Here is a 22,840-nt window from a genome sequence, read left to right as displayed (position 1 = left end):
AGCCTTTATGCGAAGATACCTGTCAAAAGGCCCCCTGCCCTGTCGGGACCGGGGGCCGGTGCGGATCTCAGGTGGCCCAGGCAGGGCCGCCGTCATATTCCAGATCGCCGATATATTCCCCCGGCACCGGCTCATAGCGCAGCACCTGCGTGGCGCCGATCTCGGAGGTGAAGAAGCCGAACAGGACCAGCTGCTGGATCGGGGTGAACCAATGCAGCTGCGGCGCGTCGGGATCGGCGGGCAGTTCGTCCGCTGCGGTGTCGGCGGCAGGCTGGATGTCCAGCGATTGCTGACGCGTGGCCTCGTATTCCTCGACGACCGATGCCTGCGCGGTGGCGGCCTCGTGCGCGGCCTGCAGCATCTGCTGGCGTTCGTCGGGGGTCAGATCGGCAAAGGGCTTGCCGAACCGATTCTGCGCATCGGCCTGCAGCGCCTCCATCCCGTCGCGGAAGACGGTCTGTTCCTCCTCGTCGAAACAATCGCTGACGAACTGGGTCATGAAGGCGCCCACGCCCGCATCCTTGGCGCCGGGCGTGTCGGTGGCGGGGATCAGGGTTTCCGCCACCTCGTCCAGAAAGGCGGCATCCTCGGGGGTGAAGATGTTGGTCCCCGCCTCGGTCGGCAGATAGGCCATGGCGCGATGCCCGCCCAGCATGGCCGTGCCGGTGACGGCGGCGATCATCGTCAGAAGCTGGCGGCGGTTCATCACAGATCTCCGTTCTTGAGGGCGTTGACGGCATGTTCCGCCGCCCGCGCGGTCAGGGCCATATAGGTCAGCGAGGGGTTCACGCAGGCCGACGAGGTCATGCAGGCCCCGTCGGTCACATAGACATTGGGTGCGTCCCAGACCTGATTGTTGCCGTTCAGGACCGAGGTCGCGGCATCGCGGCCCATCCGCGCCGTGCCCATCTCGTGGATGCCCATGCCGGGCGCATAGTCGCTTTCGGTGGGCTTCACGTCGACGACGCCGGCGGCCTCGAAGATGTCGACCGCGTCCTGCTTCATGTCCTCGCGCATGCGCATCTCGTTCTCGCGCAGATCCACGCTGATCGACAGGACCGGCAGGCCCCATTTGTCGGTCGTGCCCCGGTCCAGCGCGATGAAGTTGTCATGATAGGGCAGCATCTCGCCAAAGCCCGTCATGCCGATGGTCCAGTCGCCGGGCTTGGACAGCGCCTCTTTCATGTCGGCGCCGATGCTCAGTTCGGCGATGTCGCGGCGCCATCCCTGACGGCTGGCCGATCCCTGATAGCCAAAGCCGCGCGTATAGGGGCGTTCCTCGCCTTCGGTGTTGCGGAAGCGCGGGATATAAAAGCCCGCCGGACGACGACCGAAATAGTATTTGTCGTCATACCCCTCGACCCGGCCCTCGGCGCCGACGCGGAAATGGTGGTCCATGACGTTGTGGCCCAGCTCTCCGGAGGACGAGCCCAAGCCCCCTTCCCAGACATCGGTGGCCGAGTTCATCAGCACCCAGGTCGAATTGAAGCTGGACGCGTTCAGAAACACCACATCGGCGGTGTATTCATAGGTCAGATTGCTTTCGGCATCGATGATCTCGACGCCGCGCGCCCGCTTGGTGTCCTTGTCGTAAAGCACCTCCTTGACGATCGAGAAGGGGCGCAGGGTCAGGTTTCCGGTAGCCACGGCGGCAGGCAGCGTTGCCGATTGCGTGCTGAAATAGGCGCCATAGGGGCAGCCCAGCCAGCATTTGTTGCGATACTGACAGGCGACCCGGTTCTGTTCGGGCAGCGCCTCGGTGATGTTGGCGACGCGGCTGTTGATCAGATAGCGCTTGCCGCCGAACGCATTGCGCAGGCGCGCGGCCACATCCTTTTCGACGATATTCAACGGGATGGGCGGCAGGAATTGCCCGTCGGGCAGGATGTCCAGACCTTCGTTCGTCCCCGAGATGCCGGCAAAGCGTTCGACATGATCGTACCAGGGCGCGATATCGGCGTAACGGATCGGCCAGTCGGTCGCGATTCCCTCGCGCTCGTTCGCGCCGAAATCGGTGTCCGAGAACCGATAGGTCTGGCGACCCCACAGCAGCGACCGCCCACCGACGTGATAGCCCCGGAACCAGTCAAAGCGCTTGGCCTCGACATAGGGGTTTTCCTGCTCATTCGCCCACATGCCGAAGGTCTGTTCGTTCAGCGGATAATCGCGCGACAGAACGGGGTAATTCGACACCATCTCGGTCGTGGCGGTGCCGCGATGGGGATAGTTCCAGGATTCGTTCTCGGCATGGACGTAATCGGTCAGATGCTCGATATTGCGACCGCGTTCCAGCATCAGGACCTTCAAGCCCCGCTCGGTCAGTTCCTTGGCGGCCCAACCGCCGCTGATGCCCGATCCGACGACGATCGCGTCGTAATGCATGTTCTCTGCCATCTGGCTTTCCTTTTCTCAGGGTCTTGCTGGGGGCGTCCTCAGACGTCGCAGGTCAGGACGGCATCGCGCAAAGATTGCGCGGCCGCGTCCGGGCTGGCGTCGCGCGGCACGAATTCCTGCGCCAGCCAGCCTTGATAGCCGGTGTCGCGGATCGCACGGCAGATCGCCGGATAGTTCAGTTCCTGACTGTCGTCCGGTTCGTTCCGTCCGGGGTTTCCGGCGGTGTGGTAATGGCCGAACCATGAATGATGCTGGGTGATCGTGCGGATCACGTCGCCCTCCATGATCTGCATGTGATAGATGTCGTAGAGCAGCTTGAAATTCTGGCTGCCCAAGCGTTCGCACAGCGCCACGCCCCATGCGCTGCGGTCGCACAGATAATCGGGATGGTTCACGCGGCTGTTCAGCAGTTCCATCTGCAGCACCACGCCCGCCTGTTCGGCGATAGGCAGGATCTGCGACAGGCCGTCGGCGCAATTCGCCAGCCCCTCGTCATCGGTCATGCCGCGCCGGTTGCCGCTGAAACAGATCAGGTTGGTGTAACCTGCCTCGGCCACCAGCGCGATGTGGCGGGTATAGTTGTCGATCAGCGTCGCGTGATTGGCGGGGTCGGCCCAGCCATCCTCCAGACTGATCTCGGCGCCGTTGCACATCGAGCTGTCCAGCCCATGTTCGCGCAGCACCGGCCAATCGTCGGGGCCGCACAGATCGATGGCCCCCAGACCGACATGGCGGCCCAGCACGCACAGATCGGCCAGATCCATGTCGGCAAAGGTCCAGCGGGCGACGGAATGGTTGATATTGCCGCGCAGACCGGCGGCGACGGCCTGCCCGCCCTGCGCCGCATCCTGCGCGCTGGCCGGGCCGGTCAGCCCCGCCCCGGCCACGGCCAGCCCCCCCGCGCCATAGAACAAGGCGCGGCGTGTCAGGCCTGTGGAATGGCGTTCCGACAAATCGGTCATGGTCTCCTCCCTCATCTGCAAGCCCCCGGATCACGGATGAAACCGTTTACATCCCAAGGCGGACCGACCCTCCTCCGGGTCGGAAGGCGCGCGGGGATCCGTCCCCGCGCGCCCCGTCAGCTCAGCTCAGTACGGGCTGTCTTCGAAATAGAAATCCTCGGCATTCTCGGGGGTGATCAGCTCGGATGCGATGATGAAATCGCCCGACATGGGTGCACCCGACGTCAGCCCAAGCGCCGTCATCTCGATCGCGGTCGAGATCATCGAGGGCGGATAGGTCACGTTCACCGGCACGGTCGGATCGCTGTTGCGGATCCGGTCGACCATCTCTTTCATGCCGGCGCCGCCGACGACGAACATCTCATCCGTGCGGCCCGCCTGATCGATGGCGGCCAGTGCACCCACGGCCATGTCGTCATCCGCCGCCCAGACCGCGTCGATTTCGGGGAAACGCGACAGCCAGTCCTGCATCAGGTTGAAAGCGGTGTCGCGGTTCCAGTTGCCGTGATCCATCGCCACGACCTCGACGCCCGACCCTTCCAGCGCGGCCTCGAAGCCCGCCACGCGTTCATTGTCCACGGTGGACGCGATGCCGCGCATGACGACGACCTGCGCGCCCTCGTCCAGCGTATCGGCAAAATAGGTGCCTGCGGTGCGGCCAAAGCTGTCATTGTCGCCCGCGACATAGAGGTTCTCGATCCCCTCCTGCGCCAGACCGCGATCGACGACGGTGACCCAGACACCGCTTTCCGCGATGCGCTGGATCGGGCCGGTCAGCGGTTCGGATTCAAAGGGCAGCACGACCAGCGCGTCGATGCCGCGCGTGGCCACCATATCTTCCAGATCCGAGACCTGCTGGCCGGGATCCGAGGTGGTGGTCAGCACGAATTCCATATCCGGATAGGCCTCGCTCAGACGGGCGACGGTCTGCTCGGCGTGAAAGTTCAGCGCGCCTGCCCAGCCATGCGTCGCGGCCGGAATGGACACGCCGATGGTCTGGGACAGCGCCGGAACGGCGGTCAGGCCCAGCAGGGCGGTGGTGGCGATCAGGGTCTTTTTCATGGTGGTACTCCTCCCACAGGTGAAAATCAGCGTGCGGCGCCGGTATTCCTTTGCAGCACGACGGCCAGAATGATGACGACGCCTTGGATGGCACCGTTCAGATAGGGGCTGACGAAGTCGGTCAGGTTCAGAAGGTTGCCGATCAGCGACAGGATCAGGACGCCCACGACGGTGCCCCAGACCCGGCCAAAGCCGCCCTTCAGCAGGGTGCCGCCGATGATGACGGCGGCGATCGCCTCCAGCTCCCACAGAAGACCCGTGGTGGCGGAAGCCGAACCAAGGCGCGGGACGTACATGACGACCGCGATGCCGACCAAAGTTCCCAGCAGCACATAGGTCGCCAGCCGCACCCGCAGCACCGCGACCGAGGAATAGCGCGCGACCTTTTCGTTCGACCCGATGGCGGCGCAATGGCGGCCAAAGGCGGTGTGGCGCATGGTGATCTCGCCCAGAATGGCCAGCACGGCAAAGACGATGATCGGCCAGGCGATGCCCAGAATGCCGCCGTAATAGACGGGGCGGTACAATTCGCGCATCTCATAGCCAAGGGACAGTGTGCCGCCATCCGCCAGCCAGGTCACCAGAGAGCGATAGATGCCCATCGTGCCAAGGGTCAGGATGAACGCCTCGATCCCGGCCTTGGTGATCAGGATGCCGTTGATGAACCCCGCCGCCAGACCGGCGAACAGCGCTATTGCGACGCCGATCAGGATCACCGGCAGGCCCGGCCCCATGCTTTCGGTGGCGATGTTCATGACCAGGATCATCAGCCCGGCCACGAAGGCGGCCATGGACCCGACCGACAGGTCTAGCCCGCCTGCGGTGATCACGAAGGTCATGCCGATGGCGATGATGCCGATGAAGGCCGAGCGCGCCAGCACGTTGGTGATATTGGCATAGCTGAGGAAATTCGGGTTCAGCGCCATGCCGATCCCGATCAGCACCACCAGCGCCACGATGGGCGCGATGACGGGCAGGTTCAGCCGGGGCCTGCGGGTCTGTTGAAGCGTCGTCGTGCTCATGCCGCACCGTCCTTTTGATGTCCGTCCATCCCCATCGCCAGCCGCACGATGCCGCGTTCGGTCACGGCGTCGCCCGCCAGCTCTCCGGCGATGCGACCGGCGTGCATGACCACCACGCGACTGGCGAGGCCGATCAGCTCGGGCATTTCCGACGAGATAACGATGATGCTGCGCCCTTCGGCGGCCAGCCGGGCGATGAGGGTATAGATCTGTTGTTTCGTGCCGATATCGATGCCGCGCGTCGGCTCGTCGATGATGATGACGTCGGGGTCCGACAAAAGCGTCTTGGCCAGCAGCAGCTTTTGCTGATTGCCGCCCGACAGATCGCCGACCGCCATGCCGCGTTCGGGCGCCTTGATCGCGAAGTCGGCAATGGCGCGGTCCAGCGCCGCCTCTTCGCGCTTGCGGTCGATCAGGGGGCGGCCAAAGGTTTCCAGCATCGGCAGGGTCAGGTTTTCCCGCAAGGTCTTTTCCAGCAGCAGACCCGCGCCCTTGCGATCCTCGGTCAGATAGGCAAGCCCCGCGGCCATGGCGCGGGCGACCTGACCGGCGGGCAGATCCTGCCCCTTCAGCCGGACGGTGCCGCTGCGCGGACGCAGGCCCGCAATCGCCTCGGCCAGTTCGGTGCGTCCCGATCCGACCAGACCGCCGATGCCCAGCACTTCACCCTTGTGCAGGGTCAGGCTGGCATCATGAACGACGCCCGGCACGGTGATGCCCTGCGCCTCGAGGATCGGCTCCGCTCCGCCCATGACCTTGGGGGGGAACAGATCGGACAGCTCGCGCCCGACCATGGCTGTGGCCATGTCGTCTTCCGTCACATCCGCCGTCAGATCGGACCGCACCATGACGCCGTCGCGCAGCACGGTCACGCGATCGGCGATGCGCTTGACCTCGCCCAGCTTGTGCGAGGTATAGAGGATCGCCACGCCCTCGGCCCGCAGGCGTTCGATCTGGGCGAACAGCACGTCGGTTTCCTTTTCGGTCAGCACGGCGGTGGGTTCGTCCATGATCAGCACGCGCGCCTTGCGCGACAGGGCCTTGGCGATTTCCACCATCTGCTTGTCGGGAACCGAGATGCGGCTGACCTGCGCGCCGGGATCGGCCCGGCAATCCAGACGGGTCAGCAGTTCCTGCGTCTGCTGGCGCATGGCCTTGTGATCCAGCAGAAAGCCGCGTTTCAGTTCGCGCCCCAGAAAGACGTTCTGATCGACGTTCAGATGTTCGGCCAGATTGAATTCCTGATGGATCATGATGATCCCCAGATCCTCGGCCTGATCGGAACCGGCAAAGCGGATGGGCTTGCCGTCGAACAGAACCTGCCCGGCGGTCGGGTCCAGATAGCCGGCAAGGATCTTCATCGTGGTCGATTTGCCCGCGCCGTTTTCCCCGATCAGGGCATGAACCTCTCCGGGGCGCAGGGCGAAATCGACGCCGTGCAGCACCTCGATGGGGCCGAAGGATTTGGCGATGCCGTCCAGTGCCAGAATCGGATCGCGTATCGGTTCGCTCATGATGACACCTCGACCCAGGCCGCATCCGCCCGGTGGGACCGGATGCAGGCATCGATGAATTTCACGCCTTCCAGCCCGTCGCGAATGCCCGGCAATGCCAGATCCGCAGGCATGGGCAGGCCCGCCTGCCGCGCACGGATCGCCTGCGCAGCCTCGGAATAAAGGTTGGCAAAGCCTTCCAGATAACCCTCGGGATGGCCGGGCGGCACGCGGCTGCCGCCCACCACCGATCCCGGACCGCCCCGGCGCAGCACCTGCGCGGGCTGACCGAACGGGGTGAAGATCAGCGTCTCGGGCAAGTCGTGCTGCCATTCAAGGCCGCCCTTGTCGCCATAGACCCGCAACCGCAGGCCGTTTTCACGCCCCGGCGCCACCTGAGACGCCCAGAGCATCCCCCGCGCACCGGTCGCATAGCGCATCAGGATATGGGCATTGTCGTCCAGCTTGCGGCCGGGGACAAAGCTGGACAGATCGGCGGCCAGCCGTTCGGGCAGCAGGCCGGTGACGAAACGCGCCAGCTGGAATGCGTGGGTGCCGATATCGCCGATGGCCCCGCCCGCGCCCGCACGGGCCGGATCGCTGCGCCATTCGGCCTGCTTGCTGGTCGTATCCTCGGTCAGCCAGTCCTGGGCATATTCCGCCTGGACCAGCCGGATCTGCCCCAGATCGCCGCGCGCGATCATGGCGCGGGCCTGCCGGATCTGCGGATAGGCCGAATAATTATGCGTCAGCACGAACAGCGCGTCCGAGCCTTCGGCGATCCGCGCAAGATCGCGCGCCTGATCCAGCGTCGCGGTCATCGGCTTGTCGCAGATGACGTGGATGCCTTGGGCCAGAAACGCCTTTGCCACCGGAAAATGCAGGTGATTGGGGGTGCAGATCGACACGGCCTCGATCCCGTCGGCGCGGGCGGCCTCATCGTGGGCCATGCGTTCGAAATCGTCATAGCTGCGCGCGATGCCCACCGCCGCCGCACTGGCCGCCGCCTTGTCGGGGGTCGAGGACAAGGCCCCCGCCACGATGTCGAACTGTCCGTCCAGACGCGCGGCGATGCGGTGCACATTGCCGATCATCGCGCCCGCGCCACCGCCGACCATGCCAAGGCGGATGGGGATATGATGCTCCATGCTCATGTCTCAAGCCCCAGCATCCGGCGGTTGGCACGGGTATCCGCCCCGCCATCCGCGAAATCGTCAAAGGCGCGGTCGGTCACCCGGATGATGTGATCGCGCACAAAGGCCGCGCCTTCGCGGGCGCCATCTTCAGGGTGCTTGATCGCGCATTCCCATTCGACCACGGCCCAACCGTCAAAGCCCATCACGGCCAGCTTGGAAAAGATCGCCTTGAAATCGACCTGCCCGTCGCCAAGGCTGCGGAACCGTCCGGCGCGGTCGGCCCAAGGCTGATAACCGCCATAGACGCCCTGCCGCCCCGTCGGGTTGAATTCGGCATCCTTGACATGAACCATGCCGATGCGGTCGGCATAGATGTCCAGATTGGCCAGATAATCCAGCTGCTGCAGCAGGTAATGCGACGGATCGTACAGCATCTTTGCCCGGGGATGCTGATCCACACGGTCCAGAAACATCTCGAATGTCACGCCGTCATGCAGATCCTCGCCCGGGTGGATCTCGAAGCAGATATCGACGCCACGGCTGTCGGCGTGATCCAGCAGCGGACGCCAGCGGGCGGCCAGTTCGTCGAACGCCGCCTCGACCAGACCGGCGGGGCGCTGCGGCCAAGGGTACAGGTACGGCCAGGCCAGCGCGCCCGAAAACGCCGCCATCCGGTCAAGGCCCAGATGGGCCGAGGCATCGATGGTCTTCATGATCTGATCGACCGCCCATGCCTGCCGTGCGGGCGCATTACCCCGCAGATGGGCCGGGGCGAACCCGTCGAAGGCCGCATCGAAGGCCGGATGCACGGCGACCAGTTGACCCTGCAGATGGGCCGACAGTTCGGTGATCTGCACGCCCTTGGCCTGCGCCCGCCCCGACAGCTCGTCGCAATAGGTCTGCGAGGTCGCGGCGCGGTCCAGATCGATCATCGACCCGGCCCCCGAGGGCAGCTGAATGCCCAGATAGCCGCAATCCGCCGCCCATCCGGTGATGGCGTCGAAATCGTCGAACGGCGCGGATGTGCCGATGAACTGGGCCAGAAACAGCCCAGGGCCCTTGATGGTCTTCATATGTCCTCCCGGAACTCCCCCCGGTTCGCCTCAATCCCGATTGCATTGGCATGTAATCGGTTTCACCCGACGAAACCACAGGATGAAAAGGTTTACAACCCGATTTTTTCGGCTAAGCCTGACCCCTTCCCGACAAGGTGAGTTTGTTGTGTCAGATCAATCGCGTCCGCCCCGCATCCATGATGTCGCCAAGCTGGCGGGCGTGTCGGTCGCCACGGTCAGCCGGGCGATTTCCAACCCCTCGATCGTGTCCGAGACGACCCGGAAGGCGGTCGAGGCAGCGATTGCCCAGACCGGCTACACGCTGAATTTCACCGCCCGGAACCTGCGCCAGCAGCAGGTCGGCGGGGTGCTGGCGCTGGTTCCGAAACTGTCCAATCCGTTCTTCTCGCAGATCCTGTCGGGCATCTCCGAGGTGCTGCGCGACCATCATCTCAGCCTGCTGGTGCTGGACACGACGGCGGTGCCCGACCAGCCCGCGATGACGGTGCTGGGGCCCTATCTGAACCGGTCGCGGTCGGATGGGGTGATCGTGCTGGACGGGCGGCTGGATGCGGGGCTGTTCGACCGGCCCGGATGTCCGCCGCTGGTGCAGGCCTGCGAATGGATCGAGGGGCTGGATGCGCCGCGCGTGCTGGCCGACAATGCGACGGGCGGACGGCTGGCCGCGCAGCATCTGGCCGATCTGGGGCATCGCCGCATCCTGCATCTGACCGGGCCTCAGGACAGCTCGCTGACCCGGTCGCGGCGGCAGGGGTTCCTGCAGGGGCTGGCGGATGCCGGCCTGCCCGCCCCCGGCCCGCAAGACAGCATCACAGGCGATTTCACCGCAGGGTTTGGACGCGACGCGGCCCAGCAATTGCTGACCCTGCCCGACCGGCCTACAGCGGTCTTCTGCGACAATGACGAGATGGCGATCGGGCTGATGAACGGACTGATCGGCGCGGGGCTGCGGGTGCCGCAGGACATCTCGGTCATGGGCTTTGACAATATCGAGATGGCGGCGTTCTGCATCCCCGGCCTGACCACGATCCGCCAGTATCGCGCCCGGCTTGGACGCCGCGCGGCAGAGCTGTTGCTGGCGCGGATGGCCGGGCGGGGCAGCACCGACAGCATCACCCTGGGGGTCGATCTGCTGGTGCGCGGCAGCACCGGACCGGCGCCCGCCCGCTGAGCGCCCCTTCGTCAGGCCCGCGTCAGCCCCCCTCGTCAGGCCTCAGCGCAGCAGGGCGCCGATGCCGTTCAGATGGCGTTCGACCATCACCGGGATTTCGGTCAGGCTCATCGTTTCGTCCTCGGCCCATGCGCGGACGGCGTGGGACAGGGCATGGGTCGCCAGTTCGGCCATCAGCATCGCCTCGGCCTCGTGGCCCGCGCCAAGGCGGCGTTCCAGCAGGCCGCCAAGCGCGCGCGCGATATTGTCCATCGAGGCGCGGAACAGCGCCATCAGTTCGGGCGTGGTGTTCCAGATCTGGCCCAGCATGCGCACGACCTCTCGGTCCATGTGCTTTTGCTCCAGCAGGGACGCCATCAACCGCGCCAGATCGCGGGACAGCGGTTGCTGTGACGTGACGATCCAGTCGGCGCAATCGCAGTCCATATCGGGCGCCTCGCCCAGAATCGCCGCCTGCTTGTTGTGGTAGTAGTTGAAGAAGGTGCGCGGGCTGATGCCCGCCTCGGCGGCGATCAGATCGGTCGTGACCGCGCCATATCCCGTGCGCAGGCTCAGCCGCAGGGCGGCCAGCTGGATCTCTCGGGCGGTTTGCTGGCGACGGCGGTCACGCAGATTGATGGTCATTTGGCGGGCACACTCCAACTGCAGGAAAAGCAAACATTGCACAGTCCGCAAAATCATGCAATGAGCCTGCAACAATAGCGTCCTGCGGGGCGAAGTGATCGGGAACTCTGATGATGCACAAAACCAGCCTTGCAACCACAGCCGCCTTTGCCGGTGCCATCTTCGCAGGCCTTCCCGCCGCCGCACAGGATCCGGGCCAGATGCCGCCAAAACAGGTCGGCGTGGTTCAGGTCACGCTGCAGGATGTGCCCCGAATCGTGACCCTGCCGGGCCGGGCCGTTGCGGCCTCGGATACCGCGATTCGCCCCCGGGTCGGCGGCATCGTCACCGAGATCCTGTACAAGCCCGGCCAGCCGATCGAGGCAGGCACGCCGATGTTCCGAATCGAGGACCGCACCTATCAGGCCAATCTGGCCAGCGCCGAGGCCGCGGTCGCGTCGGCCCGTGCGCAGGTGACGCAGGCCCAATCGTCCTTCAACCGGACCCGGCAGCTGCTGGGATCGGGCACCACGCAGGCGCAGGTCGAAGAGGCGCAGGCGACGCTGGATCAGGCACTGGCGTCCCAGCAATCGGCAGAAGCCGCGCGGACGCTGGCCGAGGCCGATCTGGAATGGACCACCGTGACCAGCCCAATTTCCGGCATCGCCAGCGTGGCCGAGGCTTCGGTCGGCGATCTGGTGACCGCGGGACAGGCAGAAGCCATGGCGGCGGTCACCCAGCTGGACCCGATCGAGGTCGACATGTACGAACCCTCGTCGCGTTTTCTCAGCGTGCTGGATGACATCAATGACGGCAATCTGCGCCTGAATGACGAACTGAACGCGACGCTGACGCTGGAAAACGGTCGGGAATATCAGGCGGTGGGCGAACTGGTCGCGCCGGGCGTGACGGTCTCGACCTCGACCGGGTCGATCGACACGCGGTTCCGGTTCGACAACCCCGACAACCTGCTGCTGCCGGGCATGTTCCTGCGCGGTCAGGTCGAACTGGGCACGACCCAGGCCATTCTGGTGTCGCAATCCGCCGCCAGCCGGGACAAGATCGGCGTTCTGTCGGCCTGGGTCGTCGTGGATGGCAAGGTCGAACAGCGTCAGCTGACCGAGGATGGCAGTTTTGAGCATCATTGGATCGTGACCGGCGGCCTGGAGGATGGCGAGACGCTGGTCGTCGACGGACTGGCCGGTCTGGTCGAAGGCGCCGAGGTGATGACAGTCCCGGTGACCTTCGACGAGAACGGCGTCGTGCGCGACACCGCCCCCGCCGCAGGCTCTGCCCCGGATGGCGCCCCTGCGCCAGAGGCTGCCGCCGACGACACCCCTGCCCTGGCGGACACGCCGACCGAGGCGCCCGCCGACGCGCCTGCGACGGAGTAACCCCACATGGCACGCTTTTTCATTCACCGCCCGGTCTTTGCCTGGGTGATCGCCCTCGTGACCATGCTTGTCGGCGCGCTTGGCCTGAACACGCTGGCAATCGAGCAATATCCCCAGATCGCACCGACGACGGTCAGCATCAGCGCCAGCTATACCGGCGCCTCGGCGGAAATCGTCGAAACCTCGGTCACCACGGTGATCGAGGATGCGATGACCGGCCTTGACGGTCTGATCTACATGACATCGAACTCGACGCCGGGTTCGGCCTCGATCTCGCTGACCTTCGATGACAGCGTGGACGAGGATATCGCGCAGGTGCAGGTGCAGAACAACCTGCAGCTGGTCACCTCGCAGCTGCCCGACGTGGTTCAGCAGCAGGGTGTTCAGGTGGCCCGTTCGACCAGCTCGATCCTGCTGGTGGGCGCCTTGACCGCACCCGGAGGCAATTTCGACACCGTCGAGCTGGGCGATCTGATCGCCCAGCTGATCGAGGAACCGGTCAAGCGGACGCCGGGCGTCGGATCGATCAACACCTTCGGGTCGGGCTATGCGATGCGGATCTGGATGGATCCGATGAAGATGACCCAGTATCAGGTCACCCCGTCGGACGTCACCGCCGCCGTCGCCGCGCAAAACACCAATGTCACCGTCGGCGACCTGGGCGCGCAGCCCGCCGCCGAGGGTCAACGCCTGACCGTGTCGGTCTCGGCACAGTCGCAGCTGTCGACGGTCGAGGAATTCGAAAGCATCCTGCTGCGCGTCGATCCCGATGGCTCGACCGTGTTTCTGGGTGACGTGGCCCGGATCGAGATCGGTCAGGAAAGCTATGGCGGCGCCGCGCGTCACAATGGCAACCCGGCGGCCGGCTTTGCCGTCAACCTGGCCACCGGTGCCAATGCGGTCGACACCGCCGCCGCCGTGCGCGAAACGATCGACAGCGTCGCGGGCGTGCTGCCGGCGGGGATCGATATCGTCTATCCCTATGATACCTCGCCCTTTGTCGAGGAATCCATCAGTCAGGTCTATCACACGCTGGCCGAGGCCGTGGTGCTGGTCTTTCTGGTGATCCTGGTCTTTCTGCAAAGCTGGCGGGCGACGATCATTCCGGTGATCGCGATCCCGGTCGTGCTGCTGGGCACGTTCGCGGTGCTGGCGGTGGCGGGCTATACCATCAACACGCTGACCATGTTCGCGCTGGTGCTGGCCATCGGCCTGCTGGTCGATGACGCCATCGTCGTGGTCGAGAACGTCGAGCGGGTGATGGAGGAAGAGGGTCTTGGCGCCGTCGAGGCCACCGAAAAAAGCATGGACGAGATCACCTCGGCGCTGGTCGGCATCGTGCTGGTCCTGTCCGCGGTGTTCCTGCCCATGGCCTTCATGACCGGCGCGACCGGCGTGATCTATCGACAATTCTCGATCACCATCATCACCGCGATGATCCTGTCGCTTGGCGTGGCCGTCATCCTGACGCCCGCGATGTGCGCCAGCCTGCTGAAACCGCGCAAGCACGGCCATACGGGCATTGCCCCGGCCCGCTGGTTCAACCGCAATCTGGACCGCGTGAATGACGGCTATGTCGGGACCGTGACCCGGCTGGTCAAACGTCCGCTGCGCATGCTGCTGGTGCTGGTCGCCATCGGCTTTGGCGTCGTCGCGCTGTTCGACCGCCTGCCCGGATCGTTCCTGCCGGACGAGGATCAGGGCGTCGCATTGATCCTGATCGAAGGCCCCGACGGATCGACCACGCAAGCCACGCAGGCGCTGGTTGAAAAGGTCGAGGACTATATGCTGACGCAGGAATCCGACACGGTCGAATCCGTCTTTGCGGCCCTTGGGTTCAGCTTTGGCGGTGTCGGCCAGAACAACGCGATGGTCTTTGTCAAACTGCGCGACTACGACGAACGGGAAGGGTTCGACATCGCCTCGCTGGTGAACCGGGCCAATGGCTATTTCTTTACCACCAACCGGCAGGGCAGCATCTTTACCCTTCAGCCCCCGGCGATTCAGGGCATGGGCACGTCTTCGGGCTTTACCATGTATCTGATCGATCAGGCCGGTCAGGGCCAAGAGGCACTGGCCGCCGCCGCCGACCAGCTGGTCGCCGACACGATGGCCGATGGCCGGGTCACGGGTCTGCGCGGCAACGAGGCCGCGACCCAGACCGCTCTGCGTCTGGATATCGACCAGCAAAAGGCCGCAGCCTTCGGTCTGTCGATTCAAGAGGTCAACGCGATGCTGTCCGTCATCTTTGCCGGGCGCGACGTGAACGACTTTGCCTTGGGCACCGACCTGCGCCCCGTCATCGTGCAGGGCGAGGCCGAGACGCGGTCCCAGCCCGAAGACATCAACCGCTGGTATGCCCGCAACGATCAGGGCGAGATGGTGTCGTTCGGTGCCTTCTCCAGCCAGCGTTGGGAACAGGAACCGCAGGCGGTCGCCCGCTATGGCGGCACGCGTGCGATGGAACTCAGCGGCACTGCCGCGGCGGGACTGTCCTCGGGGGCGGGCATGGATGCGATGGAACAGCTGGTGGGCGAACTGGACGGCGGTTATGGCACCGCATGGACGGGTCTGTCCTATCAGGAACGCCTGTCGGGCAATCAGGCACCCCTGCTGTTCGCCCTGTCCGCGCTGGTCGTGTTTCTGGCGCTGGCCGCACTTTACGAAAGCTGGGCCGTCCCGCTGGCGGTCATGCTGACCGTGCCGGTGGGTATTCTGGGCGCTCTGGCGGCGGCGCTGTTCTTCGAACAGTCCAATGACGTCTACTTCAAGGTCGGCCTGCTGACGACGATCGGGCTGGCGGCCCGAAACGCCATCCTCATCGTCGAATTCGCGCAGGCACAGGTGCACGAGGGCAAGACGGTGGCAGAAGCCGCGCTGATCGCCGCCCGCCAGCGCCTGCGTCCGATCCTGATGACGACCTTTGCCTTCATGCTGGGCGTGCTGCCGCTGGCCATCGCGTCCGGGGCGGGCGCCGGGGCGCAGAACTCGATCGGCATCGGGGTTCTGGGCGGCATGGCCTCTTCTGCGGTGATCGGGATCTTCCTGGTGCCTGTCTTTTACGTCGCCGTGCTGAAAGTGCGCTCGATGCTGACCCGAAAGGAAAAAACCTCGTGACGTTTCTGCGTACTTCCCGGCCCTTTCCCCGCGCGGCCCTGTCGCTGACCGCGCTGCTGCTGATCTCGGCCTGTGCGGCGGTGGGGCCCGATCCTTCCGCCCTGCCCGAGACCCGCGTGCAGGCGGCCTTCGACGAAGGCGACGGCGCATCGGTCGGTCAGGTCGGCACCAATGCCTTCTGGTCGGGCTATCAGGACCGCACCCTGTCGGGGCTGATCGCCGGTGGTCTGGGCACCAGTCTGGACATCATTCAGGCCAACGAGCGGATCCGCGCTGCCGCAGCCGACCTGCAGGCGACCCAGCCTCTGGCATCCCAGATCAGCGGCGACCCGGCATCTGCCGGTCGCGTGCGATCAGGCGGCGACGGGGTGGCCACCGGTTACACCACCAATGCCAGCCTGTCGGCGGGTTTCGTCTTTGATCTGTTCGGGGGCGCACGGCGCGCCCGCGAAGGCGCCAGCGCCGCCTATGCCTCGGCCGAGGCCGAGGTGCAGGTGACCCGTCTGGCTTGGCTGGCCGAGGTCATCGGCGCCTATTCCGAGGCACGGTTCAACCAGCAGGCGCTGGCCCTGACGCGCGAGACGATCCGCGCCCGTCAGGCCACGCTGGAGGTGACGAACAACATGCTGTCGCTTGGTCTGGCGACCGATTACGACATCGCCCAGACCGAGGCGCTGCTGCAGACCGCCCAGGCCGATCTGCCCAATTACGAGGCGCAGTTCAACGCGCAGGTCTATCGCCTGTCGACGCTGCTGAACCGGCAGGCCGGGCCGCTGATGACCCAGATGCAGGGCGGATCGGGGGCGCTGCGCATTCCGCCCGGCCCCGGCACCGGCGTTCCCGCCGATCTGCTGCGCAACCGTCCCGACGTGCGCGCGGCCCAGCAGGATCTGGTGCAGGCGCTGGCCGCGGTGGGTGTGGCCACGGCCGACATGCTGCCATCCCTGTCCCTGACCGGCACGGTCAGCGATACTGCCGGGGCGACCGCATGGGGCTTTGGCCCGCGCCTGTCGCTGCCCGTCGCCAATCAGGGCGTGTTGCAGGCCACCCGCACCCGGCGCCTGTCCGAGGCACGCTCGGCCGATCTGGCATGGCGCAGTCAGGTGGCGGCGGCGGTCGAGGATGTGCAGACCAGCCAGTCGAACCTGCGGCGTCTGCGCCAGCGCGTCGCGGCCCTGGATCAGGCTGCGGCGTCCTATGACCGCGCCTATGATCTGGCCAGCACCAATTTCGAGGCCGGTGCCCTGCCGCTGGTCGATCTGCTGGACGCCGACCGCCAGCGCGCGGCGGCCCGCCTGCAGGCCGCCTCGGCCCGCAACGACGCGGCCCGCGAATGGGCCGCGCTGCAGATCGCGACCGGCGCCGGTGCCGCCGTGGCGCGCATCGCCGACTGACACGGGTGCGGCGGCAGGGCGATGTCCTGCCGCTGTCGCTTCGTGTGGAGTCTCTTGTCGGGAAAAGGTCCGGGCCGATGGCAGGATCGGGTCGGTTGACCTGATCATGTCGGAGCATCCGGGATTGTCACTGCTGGTGCGGCCGAGAAGACTCGAACTTCCACTCCGGTTAAGGAACAGCGACCTCAACGCTGCGCGTCTACCAATTCCGCCACGGCCGCAAGCCAGCAATGCGCGCGTGATAGCCGAGGCGCGCGGCGTTGGAAAGGCGTTTTTTCATATGGCAAGCGCCGGAGGGGGGCGCTGCCCCCCCGCTGCGCGCCCCCCGGGATATTTCGGGACCGTCGCAGGGGCATTGACGTCGGGCTGCGGGCGGGCCACATGGCCGGAATGGTGGAATGGATCATCAGCAAGGGCCTGACGGGTCATGACACGGCGGTCGCCCGGATGGAGGCCCGCGTCGCGGCGATTCTGGCGGGCGAGGCCAGCGAAGCCGTCTGGCTGGTCGAACATCCGCCGATCTATACCGCCGGAACCAGCGCGCGGGCCGAGGATCTGCTGGAGGCACGGTTTCCCGTGCATGTGACCGGGCGCGGCGGGCAATATACCTATCACGGGCCGGGCCAGCGCATCGCCTATGTCATGCTGGACCTGAACCGGCGCGGGCGCGATGTGCGGGACTTTGTGGGTCAGCTGGAGGGGTGGGTCATCGACACGCTGGCGGAATTCGGCGTCTCGGGCCAGATCCGGCAGGGCCGCGTCGGGGTCTGGGTGCCGCGTCCCGACAAGCCTCCCCTGCCCGACGGCACGCTGCGCGAGGACAAGATCGCCGCGATCGGGGTCAAGCTGCGCCGGTGGGTCAGCTTTCACGGGCTGTCGATCAATGTCGATCCCGATCTGAGCCATTACGGCGGCATCGTGCCCTGCGGCATCAGCGGGCATGGCGTCACCTCGCTGGTCGATCTGGGCCTGCCGGTGGGCATGGCCGATCTGGATGTCGCGCTGCGGCAGGGGTTTCTGCGCAGCTTTGGCTGACCGCCCGACGGCGCTTTGACCGACCGCCTGACGGGGCATTTATATCACGTTTCCGGATGCGACCTTTCGATGGCTGGATTTCCGGTCCGCCTTGCCCTTACGCTTGCGGCAGGAGACCATGCCCCTTCCGGGGCGGAGCGAGGAACTATCATGAGATCAGCCATCGTCGGCGCCCTGTTGGGCGCGACCCTAGCCATTCCCGCCGTTGCCCAGGAGGCCGGAGATGTCGCCGCGGGCGAGGGTGAATTCCGCAAATGCCGGGCCTGCCACATGATTCAGGACGACAGCGGCACCGATATCGTCAAGGGCGGGGCCACCGGTCCGAACCTGTGGAACATCGTCGGGTCCAAGATCGCCGCCGAAGAGGGCTATCGTTACGGCGAAGGTCTGCTGGCTTCGGCCGAGGCCAACCCGGACATGGTCTGGACCGCTGCCGAGCTGGAGGCCTATGTCACCGACCCCACGGCCTGGGTGAAGGAGAAATCGGGCGACGATGCGGCGCGCAGCAAGATGACCTTCAAGCTGAACCGCAATCAGGCGGATCTGGTGGCCTATCTGGTCTCGGTCTCGCCCGATGCGCCTGCCGAATAAGCCTAGCTGCGGCATTGCGCCGCATGTCTGACGGCCATCGCCCCCGTCTGATCGGCGCATCAAGCGGGGGCGTCTTTTGCCAAGGCCACCGTGACGCATTGCCCGGTCTGCGGGTCTGGGCTAAAGAATGCGTGATCAGCCGGTCTGCCTGACCGGAGCGACGACATCTTGAGGGAGTTCGGGTATGGCAGACGCAGCCGCACACGGCCACGACGACCATCATGACACCCGTGGGTTCTTTACCCGCTGGTTCATGTCTACCAATCACAAAGACATTGGTATTCTTTACCTTTTCACCTCCGGTCTGGCCGGCCTGATCGCGGTCGCGTTCACGGTCTACATGCGGATGGAGCTGCACGAACCGGGTGTGCAGTACATGTGCATGGAGGGCGCGCGATTCTTTGCGAATGCCTCGGCCGAATGCACGCCCAACGGGCACCTGTGGAACGTTCTGATCACCTATCACGGCGTGCTGATGATGTTCTTTGTCGTCATCCCGGCGTTGTTCGGCGGTTTCGGCAACTATTTCATGCCCCTGCAGATCGGCGCGCCGGACATGAGCTTTCCGCGCATGAACAACCTCAGCTATTGGCTGTATGTCGCGGGCCTGTGCCTCGGCATCGCCTCGCTGTTGTCGCCGGGCGGCAACCAGCAGCTGGGATCGGGCGTGGGCTGGGTGCTATATCCCCCGCTGTCCACCAATGAGGGCGGCTATTCGATGGATCTGGCGATCTTTGCCGTCCACGTCTCGGGTGCCTCCTCGATCGTCGGTGCGATCAACATCATCACCACCTTCCTGAACATGCGCGCCCCCGGCATGACGCTGTTCAAGGTGCCGCTGTTCGCATGGTCGGTCTTCATCACCGCATGGCTGATCCTGCTGGCCCTGCCGGTTCTGGCCGGTGCCATCACCATGCTGCTGATGGACCGCAACTTCGGCACCAACTTCTTCAATCCGGCAGGCGGCGGCGACCCGGTGCTTTACCAGCACATCCTGTGGTTCTTTGGCCACCCCGAGGTGTACATCATCATCCTGCCCGGCTTTGGCATCATCAGCCATGTCATCGCGACCTTCTCGAAAAAGCCGGTCTTCGGCTATCTGCCGATGGTTCTGGCCATGGCCGCGATCGGGATCCTGGGCTTTGTGGTCTGGGCGCACCACATGTACACGGTCGGCATGTCGCTGACCCAGCAAAGCTATTTCATGCTGGCCACCATGACCATCGCGGTGCCGACGGGCATCAAGGTGTTCTCGTGGATCGCGACGATGTGGGGCGGCTCGGTCGAATTCAAGACGCCGATGCTCTGGGCCTTTGGGTTCCTGTTCCTGTTCACCGTCGGCGGCGTGACCGGCGTGGTTCTGTCTCAGGCGCCGCTGGACCGGGTCTATCACGACACCTATTACGTCGTGGCGCATTTCCACTATGTGATGTCGCTTGGCGCGGTCTTTGCGATCTTTGCCGGGGTCTATTACTGGATCGGCAAGATGTCGGGCCGTCAGTATCCGGAATGGGCAGGCAAGCTGCATTTCTGGATGATGTTCATCGGCGCGAACCTGACCTTCTTCCCGCAGCACTTCCTGGGCCGTCAGGGCATGCCGCGCCGCTATATCGACTATCCGGTCGAGTTCGCATATTGGAACGCGATCAGTTCCTGGGGCGCCTATCTGTCCTTCGCGTCCTTCGTGTTCTTCATTGGGATCGTGTTCTATACCCTGTTCGCAGGAAAGCGCGTGACCGAGAACAACTATTGGAACGAATACGCCGACACGCTGGAATGGACCCTGCCCTCGCCCCCCCCCGAGCACACGTTCGAGGATCTGCCCAAGCGCGAGGACTGGGACCGCAGCCCGGCCCACTGAGGCGATCAGACAATGCCATATCAATGGCTCGACTCGGCCCCGGATACGTCCGGGGCCGTTTTACAAACCCTGACCCTGTGGCCGCACCGGTCCCTGCCCAAGAGCGGCTTCGTCTGGTTCATCGCGGTGACGGCGGCGTTTTTGTCGCTGCCGGTGCTGGCGGTGCTGGGAACGGGGGTGCTGTGGGGGCTGCTGCCCTTTATGGCGCTGGCGGTGGGGGGCGTGTGGTTTGCCATCCAGCACAGCTATCGCAGCGGCCAGACACGCGAGGAATTGCTGCTGGACCGTACCCGCCTGCAGGTGCGCCGCAACGATCCGGGCCGCCCTGAACGCGTCTGGCAGACCAACAGCTATTGGGTGCGCCCCAGTCTGCGCAAGGGGCCGGTCGAATGCTATCTGACCCTGTCGGATGGACAGCGCGAGATCGAGCTGGGGGCCTTTCTGACCCCCGCCGAGCGGCGCAGCCTCTGCGACGAACTGGACCGGCGTCTGGCCCGCCTGCGCTAGGGGCGCGGGCGGGCGGGATCAGTCATCGACGTGGTCGGGCAATCCGTCCTGCGGGGTTGCGGCGAAATCCTGCAATTCGGCTTCCGACATGCTGTCATACATGTCCTTTGACGCACCTTTGAGGTCTCCCACCTTGGTCTCGCCCCGTTTGGCGGACAGGGCTACGCCGGCGGCACGTTGCTGGGCTTTGGATCTTGCGGGCATCGGGTCACCTCCTGCCCGCAAAACGCCTTGATGTCGGGATTGGTTCAGGCCAGCAGACGCGCCTTGACGGCCGGGCCTGCGGCGCCGAAATCCATCTGGCCCGCATGGCGGTCCTTCAGCGCCGCCATGACGCGGCCCATGTCGCGGATGCCTGCCGCACCCAGATCGGCGATGGCCGCATCGATGGCGGCCGAGGTTTCGGCCTCTGTCATCTGGCGGGGCAGGAATTCCTGAATGACGCGGATCTCTTCCTCTTCCTTGGCCGCCAGTTCCAGCCGCCCGCCCTCTTCATAGGCCTTGGCCGATTCCTGACGCTGCTTGACCATACGCGACATGATGGCGATCAGATCGACCTCGGTCAGGGTTCCGTCGCCATCGCCGCCACGCGCCGCGATCTCCCGGTCCTTGACGGCGGCACCGATCAGGCGCAGCGTGGACAGGCGGGCGCTGTCCCGGGCCTTCATCGCCTCTTTGGTCGCGGCTTGCAGTCGTGCTCGCAATTCCATGGTCGTCTCCGGTTCAGGGGCGCGCGGATGCGCCGGAAAGACTGGCATCTAGACCTGCAACCGCCCCGGTTCAAGCCGGGGCGCGCGTGGGCTGCGGGTTGACCTTGGGGCGCCGGCCCCCTATTCACCGGCTGATTTCATTCCAGAGGTGCCGCCATGGCTGCTAAACCGACCGCCTGTCTGGCCCTTGCCGACGGCACTGTCTTTTACGGTCAGGGCTTCGGCGCCCCGGGGCAGGTGGTGGCCGAACTGGTCTTTAACACCGCCATGACCGGCTATCAGGAGATCATGACCGATCCGTCCTATGCCAGCCAGATCGTGACCTTCACCTTTCCCCATATCGGCAATACCGGCGTCACCCCCGAGGATGACGAGGCGCCCGATCCGGTCGCCAGCGGCATCATCGTGCGGTGGGATCCGACCGAGCCGTCGAACTGGCGTTCGACCTCGGACCTGTCCGACTGGATGGCCCGGCGCGGGCGCGTCGGCATGGGCGGCGTCGACACCCGCCGCCTGACCCGCGCGATCCGCCAGCAGGGCGCCCCGCATGTGGTGCTGGCCCATGACCCGGACGGCAATTTCGATCTGGCCGCGATGGTGGCGCGTGCGCGGGAATGGCAGGGTCTGGTCGGTCTGGATCTGGCCAAGACCGTCAGCTGCGCCCAAAGCTATCGGTGGGACGAGGGCGCGTGGGAATGGGGCACCGGCTTTGGCACCTCGCCCGAGGACAAGCCCTTCAAGGTCGTGGCGCTGGATTACGGCGCCAAGCGCAATATCCTGCGCTCGCTGGTCGCCCACGGCGCCGAGGTGACCGTCCTGCCCGCCAGCGCCACCGCCGAAGAGGTGCTGGCCCATGAACCCGAGGGCGTGTTCCTGTCCAACGGCCCCGGCGACCCCGAGGCCACCGGCGCCTATGCCGTGCCGATGATCCAGGGGCTGCTGGACCGCGACATGCCGATCTTTGGCATCTGTCTGGGCCATCAGATGCTGGCGCTGGCGCTTGGCGCGACGACGGTCAAGATGGGCCACGGCCATCACGGCGCGAACCATCCGGTCCGCGACGTCGAGACCGGCAAGGTCGAGATCACCTCGATGAACCACGGCTTTGCAGTCGATTCGCAAAGCCTGCCGCAGGGTGTGATCGAAACCCATGTCAGCCTGTTCGACGGCAGCAATTGCGGCATTCGCATGGCCGATCGCCCGGTCTTTTCGGTCCAGTACCACCCCGAGGCGGCACCCGGCCCGCAAGACAGCCTGTATCTGTTCAAGCGCTTTGCCGATTCGATGCGCGCCCGCCGGGGCTGAGACCCCG

20 protein-coding genes and 1 tRNA gene are annotated in these 22,840 nt (G+C 65.4%); 9 read left to right on the top strand and 12 right to left on the bottom strand.

The annotated features are described in order from the left end of the window. Positions 1-67 precede the first annotated feature (67 nt). The 8 genes from EG885_RS10215 to EG885_RS10180 form a co-directional block, all read right to left on the bottom strand. A complete protein-coding gene (locus EG885_RS10215) occupies positions 68-706 on the bottom strand; it encodes a gluconate 2-dehydrogenase subunit 3 family protein (protein WP_131574378.1) in 639 nt (212 codons plus the stop codon). Beyond that, on the bottom strand, positions 706-2,394 hold the full coding sequence (locus EG885_RS10210) for a GMC oxidoreductase (RefSeq protein ID WP_131574377.1): 1,689 nt from the start codon (positions 2,392-2,394) through the stop codon (positions 706-708). Before EG885_RS10210 ends, EG885_RS10215 begins: the two co-directional genes overlap by 1 nt. Positions 2,395-2,432: 38 nt before the next feature. Beyond that, the gene (locus tag EG885_RS10205; RefSeq protein ID WP_131574376.1) at positions 2,433-3,356 is read right to left on the bottom strand and encodes a hydroxypyruvate isomerase family protein; all 924 of its coding nucleotides are present in this window, start codon (positions 3,354-3,356) and stop codon (positions 2,433-2,435) included. A gap of 126 nt (positions 3,357-3,482) precedes the next feature. After that, a complete protein-coding gene (locus tag EG885_RS10200; RefSeq protein ID WP_131574375.1) occupies positions 3,483-4,418 on the bottom strand; it encodes an ABC transporter substrate-binding protein in 936 nt (311 codons plus the stop codon). Positions 4,419-4,444: 26 nt separating this feature from the next. Then, complete coding sequence (locus EG885_RS10195) at positions 4,445-5,440, bottom strand: ABC transporter permease (RefSeq protein ID WP_131574374.1); 996 nt, start codon at positions 5,438-5,440, stop codon at positions 4,445-4,447. Next, entirely contained in the window at positions 5,437-6,942 is a 1,506-nt protein-coding gene (locus tag EG885_RS10190; RefSeq protein ID WP_131574392.1) for a sugar ABC transporter ATP-binding protein, read from the bottom strand. Before EG885_RS10190 ends, EG885_RS10195 begins: the two co-directional genes overlap by 4 nt. An 8-nt stretch (positions 6,943-6,950) precedes the next feature. Then, the gene (locus EG885_RS10185; protein ID WP_379107527.1) at positions 6,951-8,081 is read right to left on the bottom strand and encodes a Gfo/Idh/MocA family protein; all 1,131 of its coding nucleotides are present in this window, start codon (positions 8,079-8,081) and stop codon (positions 6,951-6,953) included. A gap of 2 nt (positions 8,082-8,083) precedes the next feature. Next, positions 8,084-9,142: a sugar phosphate isomerase/epimerase family protein gene (locus tag EG885_RS10180; RefSeq protein ID WP_131574372.1), complete on the bottom strand. Its 1,059-nt coding sequence runs from the start codon at positions 9,140-9,142 to the stop codon at positions 8,084-8,086. 148 nt (positions 9,143-9,290) lie between these two features. On the opposite strand from EG885_RS10180, the gene EG885_RS10175 reads away from it, so the two are divergent. Then, entirely contained in the window at positions 9,291-10,316 is a 1,026-nt protein-coding gene (locus EG885_RS10175) for a LacI family DNA-binding transcriptional regulator (protein WP_207392257.1), read from the top strand. 42 nt (positions 10,317-10,358) lie between these two features. Here EG885_RS10175 and EG885_RS10170 read toward each other — a convergent pair whose 3' ends face one another. Continuing rightward, positions 10,359-10,940 (bottom strand): TetR/AcrR family transcriptional regulator, encoded by a 582-nt coding sequence (locus tag EG885_RS10170; protein ID WP_165571101.1) that lies wholly within the window; start codon positions 10,938-10,940, stop codon positions 10,359-10,361. 110 nt (positions 10,941-11,050) lie between these two features. Between EG885_RS10170 and EG885_RS10165 the strand changes: the two genes are divergently transcribed. The 3 genes from EG885_RS10165 to EG885_RS10155 are packed head-to-tail and all read left to right on the top strand — an operon-like array spanning position 11,051 to position 16,824. Further along, a complete protein-coding gene (locus EG885_RS10165) occupies positions 11,051-12,313 on the top strand; it encodes an efflux RND transporter periplasmic adaptor subunit (RefSeq protein ID WP_131574369.1) in 1,263 nt (420 codons plus the stop codon). 6 nt (positions 12,314-12,319) lie between these two features. Next, positions 12,320-15,430 carry an efflux RND transporter permease subunit gene (locus EG885_RS10160; RefSeq protein WP_131574368.1) on the top strand — a complete coding sequence of 1,037 codons (3,111 nt, stop codon included), beginning with the start codon at positions 12,320-12,322 and terminating at the stop codon, positions 15,428-15,430. Then, a complete protein-coding gene (locus EG885_RS10155) occupies positions 15,427-16,824 on the top strand; it encodes an efflux transporter outer membrane subunit (RefSeq protein WP_242679601.1) in 1,398 nt (465 codons plus the stop codon). The genes EG885_RS10160 and EG885_RS10155 overlap by 4 nt, the downstream gene beginning before the upstream one ends. 134 nt (positions 16,825-16,958) lie before the next feature. On the opposite strand, the gene EG885_RS10150 is transcribed toward EG885_RS10155, so the two are convergent. Further along, a tRNA-Leu gene (locus EG885_RS10150) sits at positions 16,959-17,045 on the bottom strand. A gap of 169 nt (positions 17,046-17,214) precedes the next feature. On the opposite strand from EG885_RS10150, the gene lipB reads away from it, so the two are divergent. The 4 genes from lipB to EG885_RS10130 all read left to right on the top strand — a co-directional run bounded on the left by lipB (position 17,215) and on the right by EG885_RS10130 (position 20,818). Further along, positions 17,215-17,859 (top strand): lipoyl(octanoyl) transferase LipB, encoded by a 645-nt coding sequence (gene lipB, locus EG885_RS10145; protein ID WP_131574390.1) that lies wholly within the window; start codon positions 17,215-17,217, stop codon positions 17,857-17,859. A gap of 150 nt (positions 17,860-18,009) precedes the next feature. Further along, positions 18,010-18,450 carry a c-type cytochrome gene (locus tag EG885_RS10140; RefSeq protein ID WP_131574367.1) on the top strand — a complete coding sequence of 147 codons (441 nt, stop codon included), beginning with the start codon at positions 18,010-18,012 and terminating at the stop codon, positions 18,448-18,450. Between the two features lie 184 nt (positions 18,451-18,634). After that, entirely contained in the window at positions 18,635-20,311 is a 1,677-nt protein-coding gene (locus EG885_RS10135) for a cytochrome c oxidase subunit I (protein ID WP_131574366.1), read from the top strand. 12 nt (positions 20,312-20,323) lie between these two features. Next, a complete protein-coding gene (locus EG885_RS10130; protein WP_131574365.1) occupies positions 20,324-20,818 on the top strand; it encodes a DUF2244 domain-containing protein in 495 nt (164 codons plus the stop codon). Positions 20,819-20,836: 18 nt separating this feature from the next. On the opposite strand, the gene EG885_RS10125 is transcribed toward EG885_RS10130, so the two are convergent. Then, complete coding sequence (locus tag EG885_RS10125) at positions 20,837-21,022, bottom strand: DUF3008 family protein (RefSeq protein WP_131574364.1); 186 nt, start codon at positions 21,020-21,022, stop codon at positions 20,837-20,839. Positions 21,023-21,066: 44 nt separating this feature from the next. Beyond that, a complete protein-coding gene (locus tag EG885_RS10120) occupies positions 21,067-21,528 on the bottom strand; it encodes a GatB/YqeY domain-containing protein (protein WP_131574363.1) in 462 nt (153 codons plus the stop codon). Positions 21,529-21,684: 156 nt separating this feature from the next. Between EG885_RS10120 and carA the strand changes: the two genes are divergently transcribed. Beyond that, on the top strand, positions 21,685-22,833 hold the full coding sequence (gene carA, locus EG885_RS10115) for a glutamine-hydrolyzing carbamoyl-phosphate synthase small subunit (RefSeq protein WP_131574362.1): 1,149 nt from the start codon (positions 21,685-21,687) through the stop codon (positions 22,831-22,833). Positions 22,834-22,840: the final 7 nt, after the last annotated feature.

The sequence above is a fragment of the Paracoccus nototheniae genome, assembly GCF_004335005.1.
Lineage (GTDB): Bacteria > Pseudomonadota > Alphaproteobacteria > Rhodobacterales > Rhodobacteraceae > Paracoccus > Paracoccus nototheniae.
This window is presented reverse-complemented; position numbering and strand designations above follow the sequence as displayed.